The organism is Bartonella sp. MR63HLJHH, assembly GCF_042194155.1.
Lineage (GTDB): Bacteria > Pseudomonadota > Alphaproteobacteria > Rhizobiales > Rhizobiaceae > Bartonella > Bartonella grahamii.
Genome location: NZ_JBHIMN010000006.1, coordinates 94,438 through 108,487, shown reverse-complemented (window position 1 = coordinate 108,487; position 14,050 = coordinate 94,438). Strand labels below are relative to the sequence as shown.

The 14,050-nt window shown below is 33.3% G+C and carries 13 protein-coding genes; 9 read left to right on the top strand and 4 right to left on the bottom strand.

What is annotated here, in order from left to right; all coding sequences use genetic code 11:
* The first annotated feature begins 9 nt into the window (after positions 1-9).
* From ACFIKQ_RS05555 to ACFIKQ_RS05530, 6 genes are all read left to right on the top strand, one after another.
* A complete protein-coding gene (locus ACFIKQ_RS05555) occupies positions 10-1,248 on the top strand; it encodes a cysteine desulfurase (RefSeq protein ID WP_375644836.1) in 1,239 nt (412 codons plus the stop codon).
* Entirely contained in the window at positions 1,248-1,649 is a 402-nt protein-coding gene (locus ACFIKQ_RS05550) for an SUF system Fe-S cluster assembly protein (protein WP_375644835.1), read from the top strand. Before ACFIKQ_RS05555 ends, ACFIKQ_RS05550 begins: the two co-directional genes overlap by 1 nt.
* Before the next feature lie 83 nt (positions 1,650-1,732).
* Positions 1,733-1,924, top strand: coding sequence for a hypothetical protein (locus ACFIKQ_RS05545; RefSeq protein WP_375644834.1), 192 nt, complete (start codon positions 1,733-1,735; stop codon positions 1,922-1,924).
* A 6-nt stretch (positions 1,925-1,930) separates the two neighbouring features.
* Positions 1,931-3,373 carry a site-specific DNA-methyltransferase gene (locus ACFIKQ_RS05540; RefSeq protein ID WP_375656115.1) on the top strand — a complete coding sequence of 481 codons (1,443 nt, stop codon included), beginning with the start codon at positions 1,931-1,933 and terminating at the stop codon, positions 3,371-3,373.
* A 21-nt stretch (positions 3,374-3,394) separates the two neighbouring features.
* A complete protein-coding gene (locus tag ACFIKQ_RS05535) occupies positions 3,395-6,145 on the top strand; it encodes a DEAD/DEAH box helicase (RefSeq protein ID WP_375644832.1) in 2,751 nt (916 codons plus the stop codon).
* Between the two features lie 444 nt (positions 6,146-6,589).
* Positions 6,590-7,546 carry a COG2958 family protein gene (locus ACFIKQ_RS05530; RefSeq protein WP_375644831.1) on the top strand — a complete coding sequence of 319 codons (957 nt, stop codon included), beginning with the start codon at positions 6,590-6,592 and terminating at the stop codon, positions 7,544-7,546.
* A 572-nt stretch (positions 7,547-8,118) separates the two neighbouring features.
* Here the strand turns inward: ACFIKQ_RS05530 and sodC are convergent.
* From sodC to ACFIKQ_RS05510, 4 genes are all read right to left on the bottom strand, one after another.
* Entirely contained in the window at positions 8,119-8,646 is a 528-nt protein-coding gene (gene sodC, locus ACFIKQ_RS05525; protein WP_375656114.1) for a superoxide dismutase [Cu-Zn] SodC, read from the bottom strand.
* A gap of 213 nt (positions 8,647-8,859) precedes the next feature.
* The gene (locus ACFIKQ_RS05520) at positions 8,860-9,216 is read right to left on the bottom strand and encodes a hypothetical protein (RefSeq protein WP_375653116.1); all 357 of its coding nucleotides are present in this window, start codon (positions 9,214-9,216) and stop codon (positions 8,860-8,862) included.
* Positions 9,194-9,538: a hypothetical protein gene (locus ACFIKQ_RS05515; RefSeq protein WP_015856389.1), complete on the bottom strand. Its 345-nt coding sequence runs from the start codon at positions 9,536-9,538 to the stop codon at positions 9,194-9,196. The genes ACFIKQ_RS05520 and ACFIKQ_RS05515 overlap by 23 nt, the downstream gene beginning before the upstream one ends.
* A gap of 544 nt (positions 9,539-10,082) precedes the next feature.
* Entirely contained in the window at positions 10,083-11,309 is a 1,227-nt protein-coding gene (locus ACFIKQ_RS05510; protein WP_375656113.1) for a UbiH/UbiF family hydroxylase, read from the bottom strand.
* A gap of 182 nt (positions 11,310-11,491) precedes the next feature.
* Between ACFIKQ_RS05510 and pcsA the strand changes: the two genes are divergently transcribed.
* Genes pcsA through ACFIKQ_RS05495 form a run of 3 tightly spaced genes read left to right on the top strand, consistent with a single transcriptional unit; the run spans position 11,492 to position 13,786 of the window.
* Entirely contained in the window at positions 11,492-12,304 is an 813-nt protein-coding gene (gene pcsA, locus ACFIKQ_RS05505; protein WP_375636099.1) for a phosphatidylcholine synthase, read from the top strand.
* A gap of 25 nt (positions 12,305-12,329) precedes the next feature.
* Entirely contained in the window at positions 12,330-13,376 is a 1,047-nt protein-coding gene (locus ACFIKQ_RS05500) for an enoyl-CoA hydratase/isomerase family protein (protein WP_375656112.1), read from the top strand.
* Entirely contained in the window at positions 13,373-13,786 is a 414-nt protein-coding gene (locus tag ACFIKQ_RS05495; RefSeq protein WP_375656111.1) for a DUF6163 family protein, read from the top strand. The genes ACFIKQ_RS05500 and ACFIKQ_RS05495 overlap by 4 nt, the downstream gene beginning before the upstream one ends.
* Positions 13,787-14,050 lie beyond the last annotated feature (264 nt).

Here is a 14,050-nt window from a genome sequence, read left to right as displayed (position 1 = left end):
GTAGAAAAAATGGAAAATAACGTAAAAACATTTACTTATAATGTCGAAGAAATTCGGCGTGATTTTCCTCTTTTGCACCATCAAGTTTATGGAAAGCGATTAGCATATCTTGATAGTAGTGCTTCTGCCCAAAAACCAATGTCAGTACTCAATGCAATGAATAATTATTATCACTATAGTTATGCTAATGTGCATAGGGGAATGTATTTTTTAGCCAACATAGCAACACAATCATATGAAAATTCTCGTGAAACCGTTCGTGTTTTTCTAAATGCTCAAAAAGCTGAAGAAATTGTTTTTACGAAAAATGCAACAGAAGCTATTAATACCGTTGCTTATGGTTGGGCTATGCCCAAACTCAAAGAAGGTGATGAGATTGTTCTAACGATCATGGAACATCATTCAAATATTATTCCTTGGCATTTTCTCCGTGAACAAAAAGGTGTTAGACTTATTTTTGTTCCTGTCGATGAAAATGGTGTTCTGCACATTGAAGATTTCCAAAAGGCTTTAAGCAAAAAAACGCGGCTTGTTGCTATAACGCATATGTCCAATATATTAGGAACTGTGCCTCCTGTTAAAGAGATTATTAAGCTAGCACATCAAAATTCTATTCCTGTTCTTGTTGATGGTTCTCAAGGAGCAGTACATTTAACCGTTGATGTGCAAGATCTCGATTGTGATTGGTATGTCTTTACAGGTCATAAGCTTTATGGTCCCACTGGTATTGGTGTTTTGTATGGTAAGGAAGATAGATTAGAAGAAATGCGTCCTTTTCAAGGAGGAGGGGAAATGATCGAGGAGGTAACAACCGATAAGGTTTTTTATAATGCTCCTCCTTACCGTTTTGAAGCAGGCACTCCTCCTATTGTTGAAGCTATTGGATTAACTGCGGCTATTGATTATATACAAGAGAAAGGTCGTAGCACGATTCATGCCCATGAGAGGTCCCTTTTAGCTTATGCGCAGGAAAAACTTAAAACTGTTGAGTCATTGCGTATTTATGGTCATTCTCCCAATAAAGGAGCTATTATATCATTTACAATTGAAGGGATTCACGCCCATGATATCGCTATGTTTATTGATAGAAAAGGAGTTGCAATACGCGCGGGAACCCATTGTGCACAGCCTTTATTACAGCGCTTTGGTCTAACATCTATTTGTCGGGCATCGTTAGCCATGTATAACACTCAAGAAGATGTAGATCAATTAGTAGAAGCATTGAAAGAAACAAGGACATTTTTTTAATGGCTGAATCAATTGAAGAGCGTCATTCTACAGAATCTGTTGAAACTGTAAGCGAAAATAAAAAGTCTTATGTATCAGCGATTCCAGCAGATGAAATTGATCGTATGACGAATGATATTATTGCTGCTCTCAAAACAGTTTATGACCCAGAGATTCCTGCTGATATTTATGAGCTAGGACTGATTTATCGTATTGATATTGAAGATGATCGTTCAGTAAAAATTGAAATGACTCTTACAGCACCGGGATGTCCTGTTGCTGGTGAAATGCCGGGGTGGGTAGAAAATGCAGTCAGTGCAGTTGAAGGGGTTTCGTATGTTGAAGTCATTATGACTTTTGATCCACCATGGACACCTGATTGTATGTCAGAAGAAGCTCAAATTGCTGTCGGATGGTACTAAAAATATTGTTAAGAGACTCTAATTTAGCCATTCATGAATAAGCTGTTTACTTTTCACAAGCGTTTAAATTTAAGGACAATCGCATGAGTTATAATAAACAAAAATTAGAACTTAACTGGATTGGAAAAGAAAAACGCCCAAAACTAGAGCCTCGTATCTTATTAGAAGATCTTGAAAAATCTTATCACGCTTCGCATCAAATATCATCCCAAGATATTTTTGATAATAAACTTATTTTTGGTGACAATTTGCTCGCACTCAAAGCGCTTGAATAAGAATATATGGGGAAGGTAAAATGCATCTATATCGATCCACCTTATAATACAGGCAATGCCTTTGAACATTATGAAGATGGTTTAGAGCATTCCCTATGGCTAAGCCTTATGAGAGACAGGCTAGAATTGTTACATCATTTACTGGCAGATGATGGAAGTATCTGGATATCAATTGATGATGACGAGCAAGCTTACCTTAAAGTGTTAATGGATGAAATTTTTGGTCGAAAAAATTTTATAAACAATATCATTTGGCAAAAAAAATATGCTCCACAAAATGATGCAAAGTGGCTTTCAGACAACCATGATTTTGTAATGGTTTATGCTAAAGATAAAACTGTTTGGCGCCCTCAATTGCTTCCTCGTTCAAGCGATATGGATGCGCGCTATAAAAAACCTGATAATGATCCTCGCGGTCCTTGGAAATCTGGAGATCTATCCGTAAAAAGAGTGACGCTTAAGGACATTTATGAAATCATCACACCTTCTGGACGCAAGGTGATGCCCCCTAATGGTAGAAGTTGGGCTATGAATGAAAAAAAATTCTTTGAATTATTGAAAGATAATCGTGTTTGGTTTGGTCCAACAGGAAGTAATGTTCCTTCTATGAAGCGTTTTTTATCAGAGGTAAAAAATGGTATGGTTTCAATGACCATTTGGCCTTATCAGGAAGTTGGCCATAATCAAGATGCAAAAAAAGAAGCCAAAGTCTTCAATTCTGATAGTGTCTTTACAACTCCTAAACCTGAGCGTTTAATGGAACGCATTATTCAACTTGCCACTAATCCCGGTGATCTTGTACTGGATTCTTTTGCTGGTTCTGGCACAACCGGTGCTGTTGCCCATAAAATGGGAAGAAAGTGGATTATGATTGAACTTGGTGAGCATTGTCACACCCACATTATCCCTCGTTTAAAACAAGTCATTGATGGAACTGATCAAGGGGGAATTTCCAAAAGTGTCAATTGGCAAGGTGGCGGTGGATTTCGCTATTATCGCCTTGCACCTTCTCTGTTACAAAAAGATCCATGGGGACAATGGATTATTAGTCGCGAATATAATGCTGCGATGCTTTCAGAAGCAATGTGCAAACATATGGGATTTACCTACGCACCTGATGAAAATCATTATTGGATGCAAGGGTATTCAACCGAAACAGATTATATTTATGTCACAACAAGCGCTATGACCCATGAACAACTCCGTATAATGAGTGAAGAGGTAGGCTCTCATCGCACGTTGCTGATTTGTGGTACAGCCTTTGATACAAAATCAGCATCCTTTGAAAATCTGACACTCACTAAAATCCCCCGTGCAGTATTAGAAAAATGCGAATGGGGAAGGGACGATTACAGTTTAAATGTAGCCAATCTTGAACCAGTGATTGTGGTAAAAGAAAACAACAAAAATAAAGATATTGTGCAAGCAGAATTAGATTTATTTGAATAGTATATAAAAGCGGAGTTTTTCATGAACACTATTGAAAAAAGGATTTCTGCTCGCTTATCGTTACGTGATCCTCAACGTGAATCTTTAAATATTTTGGTAAAAATCTTAGAAAATATAGAGCTTTCTAAAAATGCTGATTTGGTTGCAGAGTTAGAAGTGATAAAAAATCTTTATCCTTCTGTACAAGATTTTGAACGAAACTTTCCCTCTTTTTGTTTTGCCTTAGCAACGGGGGGTGGGAAAACGCGACTTATGGGTGCTTTTATCAGCTATCTTTATTTAACAGGTCGCAGTCGCCATTTTTTTGTTTTAGCGCCAAATTTGACTATTTATGAAAAGTTAAAACAGGATTTTAGTCCCCAAAGTCCGAAGTATGTTTTCAGTGGAATGAGTGAATTTATTGCCAATAGACCCGTTATTATTACAGGTGAAGATTATGAAAGTGGTAAAGGTATTCGCGCTGATGAACACTATTTTCAAGGACAAAAGCGTTTGTTTGAGAATAGAGATACGGCTTTTATCAATATTTTTAATATTTCTAAAATTAATACAACAGATAATAAAAAAGGCGCACTAAAATCTAGTATGCCGAGGATTAAACGCTTACAAGAGACAATTGGCGAAAGTTATTTTGATTATCTCGCAAATCTTCCTGATTTAGTTTTGTTAATGGATGAAGCACATCGTTATCGTGCTTCTGCTGGTGCAGCGGCAATTAATGAGTTAAAACCTGTTTTAGGAATAGAGCTTACAGCGACACCAAAAACAATAGGTGCAAAACCCGTAGATTTTAAAAATGTTGTCTATAGTTATTCACTTGCAGAGGCGATGAGGGATGGTTTTGTAAAAGAACCTGCTGTTGCTACACGTAAAGATTTTCAAGCTCAAAATCATACATCTGAGCAATTAGAACATATCAAATTACAAGATGCAATTCATGCCCATGAAAATGTGAAAGCAGATTTAATTGTCTATGCAAAAGATTATAACAAAAAGTTCGTTAAGCCTTTTATTTTAGTTGTTGCTCAAGATACAAATCATGCACAAAAACTACGGAATTTATTGGAATCAGATGAATTTTTTGCAGGGGCTTATAAGGGAAAAGTTTTAGAGATTCATACAAAACAGTCAAATATAGAAGAAGATCAAAATATTCAAAAAATTATTGCTATTGAGGATCCTCATGAGCCAACGGAAATTGTTATTCACGTTAATAAATTAAAGGAGGGGTGGGATGTTACTAATCTCTATACTATTGTACCGTTGCGTGCATCGGCTTCAGAAATTTTAACAGAGCAAACAATTGGGCGTGGATTGCGTTTGCCTTATGGGTATAGAACAGGCATGGAAGCTATTGATCGTTTAACAATTATTGCGCATGATCGTTTTCAAGATATTATTGATCGTGCAAACGATCCAAACTCAATTATAAAAAAGCATATTGAGATTGGAACAGGAGGGGATATCCCCTCTGAAAAGACAGATATAGTGACAGTTCCATGTCAAGTAGAAGCTTTATTGATGCAAACGATGGTAACACGTAATTCCGATATAAATGGAGCATCTGATTTACAAGGTATCATATTACGTAATACAGATTCCCCTACATTAACGCCTGAAGAGCAAGAAATTGCAGCGATCGCGTGGGATCTTATCAAAGAGAATGATAAATTGCCAAGTTCTCAAATGCTTTATTCTGCACCGATACAAGAAAAAATTGCTAATAAAGTTATGAATATTAAGCCTTCATCACAAAAGTCTCTTGTATCAAAAGTGGTTACAATTTTGACAAAACAATTAGCAGAATTGATGATAGATATTCCTAATATTGTATTCATACCTTCGCGTGACGTGACTTATGGTTTTTCTGATTTCGATTTGAAAAATCTAGAAAGCTTAAATTTGCAACCTGTTAGTAAAGAACTTTTAATTCGAGAATTGCGTACCCATAAAAGTATTTTTCTCACTTCTAAGAATGAATATGTCAAAGAGCCTTATCTTGAAAACTACATCATTCGTGGTTTAATTGATAATGATTTTATCGATTATGATAGCCATACGCTCTTATTACGAAAATTAGCTGGTCAGATGGTAGAACATTTCCGATCTTATTTACCCAATGATACAGCTGTTGAAAACGTATTAATTCACTATCAGAATAAGCTTACTAATTTTATTGTTGCGCAATTAAGAGAACATCAATGGGAAACACAAAAAGATTATGAGGTTAAAGTGACACGAGGTTTTACAACTTTAACACCTATCCATTATGTGTTGCCGCAAGGGACGTCTCCTCTTGATTTTCGTAATATTCCTGCCATTAAAAGCGATATTAAAAAACTTGTATTCAGCGGCTTTAGAAAATGTTGTTATCCTTTACAAAAGTTTGATTCAGTAGAAGGGGAATTACGATTTGCTCAAATATTAGAGGATGATGTACAAGTATTGAAATGGATGAAACCCGCTCGAGGTTTTTTCAAGATAGAATATGATAAAGGATCAATCTATGAACCGGACTTTGTTGTAGAAACGAAGGATGCCAAATATCTTTGTGAGCCTAAAAAAACCTCTGAAATGCAAAATCCTATTGTGTTAAAAAAGAGAGAAGCTGCAGTTCAATGGTGTTGTCATGCAACGCGCTATGCGGCTACTTCTGGCGGTAAAAAATGGTATTATATTCTTATTCCCCATGATGCTATTAAAGCAAATAGTAGTTTTGAAGGTTTGTGTGCAGAGTTTACCATTGCAGAATCTATACTTGAGAGCTCATAACTTATTTGCGTCAAAAATAAAACACATAAGTTTTTTAATTGACAGATGTGAGGTTCAATCAAATGTTTGAATAATTATTTTTAATTTTTTGCACTATCGCATCATTAATTTAAAAGTATTAATGGGTTCTTAAATCATAAAATTAATATTTTTTTCTAACAACATTAAAATAAAAGGAAAAATGTATAGAAAAGTTACACAAGATTATGATTTTTTATGGGGATTTTTAGCACATTTACAATTTTTGATAAAAGTACAATCTTACTTTCCTTATGTGAAAAGATCTTTGAGTTTATAGTCACAAATTAAAAAAAATATTTTAATTTCATTGGGTAATTTTATAAATATGCTTTTTTTAAAAAACTTAAATAGTTTATTGTTCTTTCATTTAAAAAAACTGAATATAATGAAATACCCAGAGGATAAAAGGGGGGAGTTTTTCATATGACTTTGAATTTAACAAACACTGTTTTTAATTTTTTAAAGAAAAACCCGACAAAAAAATTTACAGCTCGAGAAATTGCTCAATGGATATTTGAAAATTACCCAGAAAAATGCCGTCAAAAACAAAAGCATTCAACGGCAATAATTACTCCCCTTAATAGTGATGCAGCTCTTATTCAGCAAATTGTTGCTGAAATAGGAGCAGGACGCCCTCAGTTACAAAAACGTTATTCAGAAATTAAAACCACTGAAGGACGACCACGGCAATATTATTTTACTAAACAAACAGATAGTGCTGAAATTGATGCAGTAGAGGACATTGATGCAGCAGAGGACAATGCAAAGAGTAGAACAGAAGATGGCTCTGTTAAAGAGCATGATCTTTATCCGTTATTATCTAAATTTTTATGGTCAGAGCTTGCAGTTTACAGCAAGCGCATTAATGAGAAATGTTCTCGTAATAAACATGGTGCAGGCGGAAATAAATGGCTTTATCCAGATCTCGTAGGAATGCAAGATTTAAGCAGTGAATGGAATCGTGAAATCAAAGATTGTGTTTTGCAATATTTTGATAAAAAAACGAAGCTTTGGTCTTTTGAAGTAAAAATTCTCATCAATCGTTCAAATTTACGAAAAGCATTTTTTCAAACAGTTAGTAATTCGTCATGGGCTAATTTGAGTTATTTAGTTGCTAGTGAAATTGAAGGAGTTGATACATTAAAAGAGCTTCGAATGCTTTCAAGTTTGCATGGAGTTGGATTTATAAGACTTAATAAGGAAAACTCTTCCGAGAGTGAGATTTTAATTCCTGCCAAAGAACGTAGTGATATTGACTGGGATACTGCTAATAGACTAGTGGAGGAAAACAAAGACTTTCTTGATTATATTAAGCTCATTCGTCAATTTTATCAAACTGGCGAGATGCGTCCACTAGACTGGGATCATATGTATCCATGAGAGGTATTTTAAAAAAGACTCTATTGTTTAAAAGCCTTTTTTTCAGAGTGATAAAAAATTACTCTAACTATTTTATTTGACTTATTATATTGATATAATATATTGATTTATAATGATAATTATTCATTTGTTTTAAACTTAAATGAGGGGGGTAAATATCCTAGCATTCAATCTTTTAAAACCACCTTATATTGATATTGTATCAATCAAAATTGTTTGCGTGCATCTCATGAGTGGGCTTGAGTAGGGGAAGAGTAAAAATTCTGTTTTAGACCCGTTCTATTTTGTACGTGAGGCGTAATTCCATTAGATACTAGACTTAATAATTATAATTTATTACAAATTTGATATTTTAGAAAGTGAAATTCAATTTTCTTGCTTTGTTTACATCAAATATTGAAAATATTACTTCCTCATATTGAAGTCTTCTTACGGAGAATATACACTACTATTTCTTTAATTTTCATTGTTTTTCGTTTTTATTATTATTAAGTTTTTTGTTATCCAAATTAAACATTCAAAAAAAACTTTACTCTTATAAAATATTCACACAGTTTGCCACAATATTCTCTTTATTTTTCAATAATACCGCACGCCAAACGCGCACCACCTCCGCCAAGCGGTAATGGTTTGTCTGATTGATTATCTGCTCCTAAATGAATGACTAAAGAGTGCCCTTTAATTTCAGAGATTTTTTTTAATCGTGGAGCAAGAACGCTCATCATAGCATACCCTTGCTTATCAACATAAAGTGCTGGTAAATCACCAAGATGACCATTGACATTATAAGGTCCTAAATGTTTTCCGGTATGTTCCGGATCATAATGTCCACCTGCGCTTCCACCAATTATGCCATCTTTTGTATCACATGAAGGATTTACATGTATATGAAAACCATGCATCCCTTCTGATAAAGTAGATAAATTAGGGATGAAAATCAAACCGTATGTGTTTTCTTCAATTTTAATGCTACCAATAGCCTTTTTGGAATTATTATATTCTAATTTATAAATATTTACTTGTGTTGATAGTGCTAATGCAGAATTTTTATGAATTAAAAATGCCATAAAAACCAATAATGATAATAATATTTTTTTCATAAAATTCCTTTATACTTATATTTAAATAAATTTTATCTATAAAAATAATCTATATTATTAAATATATATGATTGTATTAAATTGAAATTTAAGAAAAATAATTTACATAGAAATATTATTTCATTTATAACACGATAATTATTTCATCAAAAACAGAACATATAATTTGTTGATGACTTAATTATTTTTCATAGAAAAAATGACGAAAAATTTTTATTCATTATGAAATTTATAAGAGAAAGAATTATTATGATTCATATAAATTTCCCATAAAATACAGCATATACCGACACTTCCTCCCATTCCTGATCCTATCAGTGTTCCTATTATCATTCCGGCAGAAAGTGCTACTCCTATACCCATTGCGATAACTGGACCAAATCCTGGAAGAGCAATATAACCATAAGTTGCAAGAGTTGCTGCGATAGCTCCTGATATGCTACCATTTAAACCGCCAATGAAAGCAAATTCTTTAATAGAATGGCAGCACTTTTTTAATTTTTTTTCCTTACAGCTATGAACAAAAACGTTGCTGTAAGTTTTAAAATCAATCATATTTTTTTCTTTCATTTTGAATGCTAACTGTTCCTGAATAGTCAACGGATACGAAAAAATGGGACTTTTTAAATTTTACTAAAGCACGCCAGATGCCTTTGTCATCTAAACGCAATCGTTTAATATTCTCAAAACCATTTTGCATAAGACAATTTTTAACTTGTGAAGCAGTAAATGAGTTCTGACCTATTTTAGTGACATTTTGAGTAGAGCTATAGGTAAAGGCTTGACAATAAGGAAGATGAAAAACCTCACTGATTGAAGTAGTGACTGTCAACGAGACACATACAATCATTATAAAAAAAATACTTAATTTCAAAAATTTATTTAGTTTCATCTTGTCACCATTTGTTGAAACAACACTTCATTAACCTCTGTGTTACTAACAAGTTCCCAAGATGATTTTATTTTTAATAATATACTTAATGATAAAAAATTTTGAAACTCTATTGATTAAATAAAAATGTTTTTTATTATTTATTTTCTTATTAAAATTAATGTTATAAAATAACTATTTCAAAATGGTATTATTTTTCATTTGCTTTATAGTGTAAAATTTAACAGACATGATTTAGCAAGATATCTTTACAATTCCATTTGTAGTCTATAATTAACTTAATTATTATGCTTATTAGTTTTTTATCTGTAATTTTGATATTATATACAAATATATAAGAAATATATTTATTATAATTATTTTTTTCTTATTTTATATTAGTATGCTAAATATATATAATAATTTTTAATAAAAAATGATGTATAGTACTACTAATTTTACATGTTTTATTACAAAATCTCAAATATAAATAATTTTTCTGTGGTTATTGATACCTTATTCACTTATTATTATTTGTTTATTTTACGTTATTATCCATTATTGCTCAGTAGAGCTGTTTAGATGATTTTGTTGGAAATATTTGCATAATTTCCTTGAATCCACAACTGGGATACATTCCTTCGCGCATAAATAAATTACGTAATGGTGAAAAACTATGTAACAAACCAAGCCCAACGCTTCGTATGATATGAATAGGCAACATATGAGAAAGTAGAGCAGAGTTAAGTGTATGAACAGCTCCACTTCGGATTAATATATCTGGTTTGCGGCATTTGTTATAATGCGCAACAATCATTTCAGAGTTAGAATTGGACATTTTATTGAGTAAAATATCAATCAAAGTTTGGACATCACGGAATCCTAAATTCAATCCCTGTGCCCCAATAGGGGATAAAACATGAGCGGCTTCACCCACTAAAATTGTTCGATTAGCAGCAAAATGATGAGAAAGAAGTCCTGAAAGCGGCCATGCTTGAATTGATGTTTCTAAGCTTAGCTTTCCAAGCATTGATTGCATTTGGTTTTCGATCATTTTTGCAATTTCTTTTGGTTCTATATTCAACAATTCCTCAGCACGAGAAGGATGAACAACCCATACAAGACTAGATCTTCGCCCTGGTAAAGGAACCTGTGTAAATGGACCATGTTCTGTATGAAATTCGGTTGATGTATTTTGATGAGAAAACTCATGAGAAAAGTTGAGAACAAGTGCTTTTTGTGGATAATTCCACTGTTTGACACTTATTCCTGCTGCGGCACGTGTAAGAGAGTGACGTCCATCAGCAGCAACAACAAGTGGTGCTTGAATGACTCTATGATCAGCAAGAGTAATACATACATGGTTTTTTGTGTGATGAAAAGATTTGGCTGCCGAAACAAATCTTGTAATATTGGGCGTATGTGCAACAGCATCGACTAAAGCACTGTTCAATTTTACATTAGGTATATTATAGCCAAAAGCTTTTTCACCAATTTCAGCAGAAGAAAAATGCACCGTAGGAGCATGCACAATTCTAGAAGTTATATCTACAATTCTCATATAGGATAAAGAAGCAGCATATTTTTGAATATTATTCCAAATATTGAGTTTTTGAAGCATGCGTATTGCAGGCATCATAAGAGCAGTTGTCCGTAACTCATCTGTATGAGCAGGGGGGCCGACAAGAAAAACAGAAAACCCCTCATGTGCAAGACTCAGTGCGGACAACATTCCCACAGGACCTGCACCAATAACAGCAATATCTTTATGCTCTTTCTTTTCAAATATCACAACGATTTGAACCTTTATCCATTGAGAAAATATTTTAACATTTCCAAATGATCACTCTCTTTTTATTATATGAAGCTCTTCTATTATAGTATGTAATAAATAATGCGATATAAAAAAGTAACCTTTTTATGATTTTTTTAAATGCTGGGTTATATCATCGGTAAAAAATGGCGTATTAATAGATGGTTGAAGACTTTAAAAACGAGGATAAGAAAACCTTGAAACGTAAACTAACAAAGAAAATCAAAACAAATGCTAAATTATTACGCCATAAAAAAGTAACAATGCCACAAGCAAAGGCTTTTTCTGTTCATTTACTAACAGCTTCGGGATCATTTTTAGCGTTTCTTTCTCTTATATCAGCCTCTCAAAAAGAATGGACAGCTATGTTCTGTTGGCTTGGGCTTGCACTTCTCGTCGATGGTATAGATGGACCAATTGCACGCAAACTTGATGTTAAATACGTTCTTCCAACATGGTCTGGAGAGCTGTTAGATAATATTATTGATTACGTGACTTATGTCTTAATTCCTGCTTTTGCACTCTATCAAAGTGGTTTTATGGGGGTAGGGTTATCGTTTTCATTGAGTGCAATTATTGTTATTTCATCTGCTATTTATTATGCAGATACTAGCATGAAAACCAAAGAAAACTTTTTTAAAGGATTTCCTGTTGTTTGGAATATGATGATTTTTACGCTTTTTGTCGTAAGACCGGGAGAGTGGATTACTTTTATCATTATTGTTTTATCGGCGATTATATCTTTTTTGCCAATTTATTTTATCCATCCAGTAAGAGTCCTTCGTTTACGCAGAGTTAATTTTCCAATTTTTCTCTTATGGTGTTTTTTTGGTGTTTCTGCATTCTTTTATCAACTAGAGGCTCCCTCTTGGGTTAAAATAGGAATTTCAGTAACAGGATTTTATATATATTGTATTGGCGCAATCATGCAAATATTTCCTCAACTTGGGGCAAAAAATATAAAAAAACAATAAATAGTTGTTTTAAGAAGGGTGTAAGATGCAAATTGATTTTGGAGCAGATGATGATATTTCTTTTACGAAAGAAGGCCGTGCTGGTATTATAAAGCTCACACGCCCTTCAGCATTAAACGCTCTGAATCAACGAATGGTTTCAGCTTTAAAAAAAGCTCTCAGGACATGGGAAATAGATGATAATGTTTCTTGTGTTTTAATTGAAGGGGAGGGGCGTGCTTTTTGTGCTGGTGGAGATGTTGTAGAAATCTACCATATGGGGAAAAGTGCCTCTGCTTGTCAATACTTTAGTGATGAATATAGTTTAAATGCTTATATTAAACATTTTTCAAAGCCCTACATTTCTTTCTTAAACGGTATTTGGATGGGAGGAGGGGTAGGTATTTCTCTCTATGGTTCGCATCGAATTGTTACAGAAAATACAGTTTTTGCTATGCCAGAAGGTGCAATTGGATTTTTTCCAGATGTAGGTGCAAGTTTTTTCTTACCATCTCTTCCCAATCATTTTGGCATCTATCTTGCATTAACGGGCGCACGCATAAAGTGGGGAGATTGCTTAAATTTAGGATTAGCAACACACGCCGTTGCTGAAATTGAATTCGATATGATTAGAAAAGCTATTATTGAGCAAGGAGATCCTACTTTAACTTTAAACGAGCGAGCAATTACAAAAGACTATGAAACGAGTCATGAAACACGTTGTATTATTAACACTTGTTTTAGTGCCCATACCTTAGAAGAATGTCTTGAGTTGCTACATAAAAAAAGTAATGAAGGTATTTTATTTGCTAAAGAATGTTATGATATTTTGCAGTCACGTTCTCCGATAAGTTTAAAAGTTATCTGGAAACAAATGAAACAAAATTCATCTCAAACGTTGGAAGATTGTATGAAAATTGAAAACCGTATTGCACATCATATGATTAATTCACATGATTTTCATGAAGGTATACGTGCTATGTTAATAGATAAGGATAAAAGACCTCAATGGCAGCCAGATAAACTTTCAAATGTGACAGATGAAATGGTAGATTCTTACTTCCAACCTGTTGAGCAAGAGTTATTATTGTGAAAAATAATTCACACAAACGGATTTCAAAAATCAATTTAATCTATAACTGTTATTTACGGTTTTTGGCACTCATTTGCTTAGTCCTAGGTATTTGTTATTGGATACGCCTTGTTGGTGTTTTTCCAGGTGTTCTATGGCGTTTTGATCTTATGCCTTGGCAGTGGCAATTTGCATCAGCTATATTGGCTATTCTCTATCCTATTGCCTTAGTTGGACTTTGGATGTATTCATTATGGGGTATCATTGTGTGGTGTATTGCAGCATTGATTGAAGCAATAACAATATATTATTCTGATTTTATTTATCAGCCATTTGTACCGTTATTTCATGGAATATTGTTTTTAGCTTTCATAATACTACAAATTGTGATGATTTTTTTTAAAAGAGTAAAAAATAAAAAAACATCGTGATTGAAATTTTCGAGCCAGAATAACAGGCTCGATTTTCAATCATACTAACTTCAAAGGTCATCAAGTTTTTAAAAGTAGCTCACCACAGTTTTCAAACATACGTTCCTCAAAGTGCTAATGCTAGATATACTCCTTCCATAAAGTTCCATAATATAGATTATGCGATAATAAGATACAGAAAAATAAAGCAAACCCTACTTTAAAACATAAATCATATTTATAATCGTACAACTCACTTTTTAAAAAAAATTATGGTAATGGCGA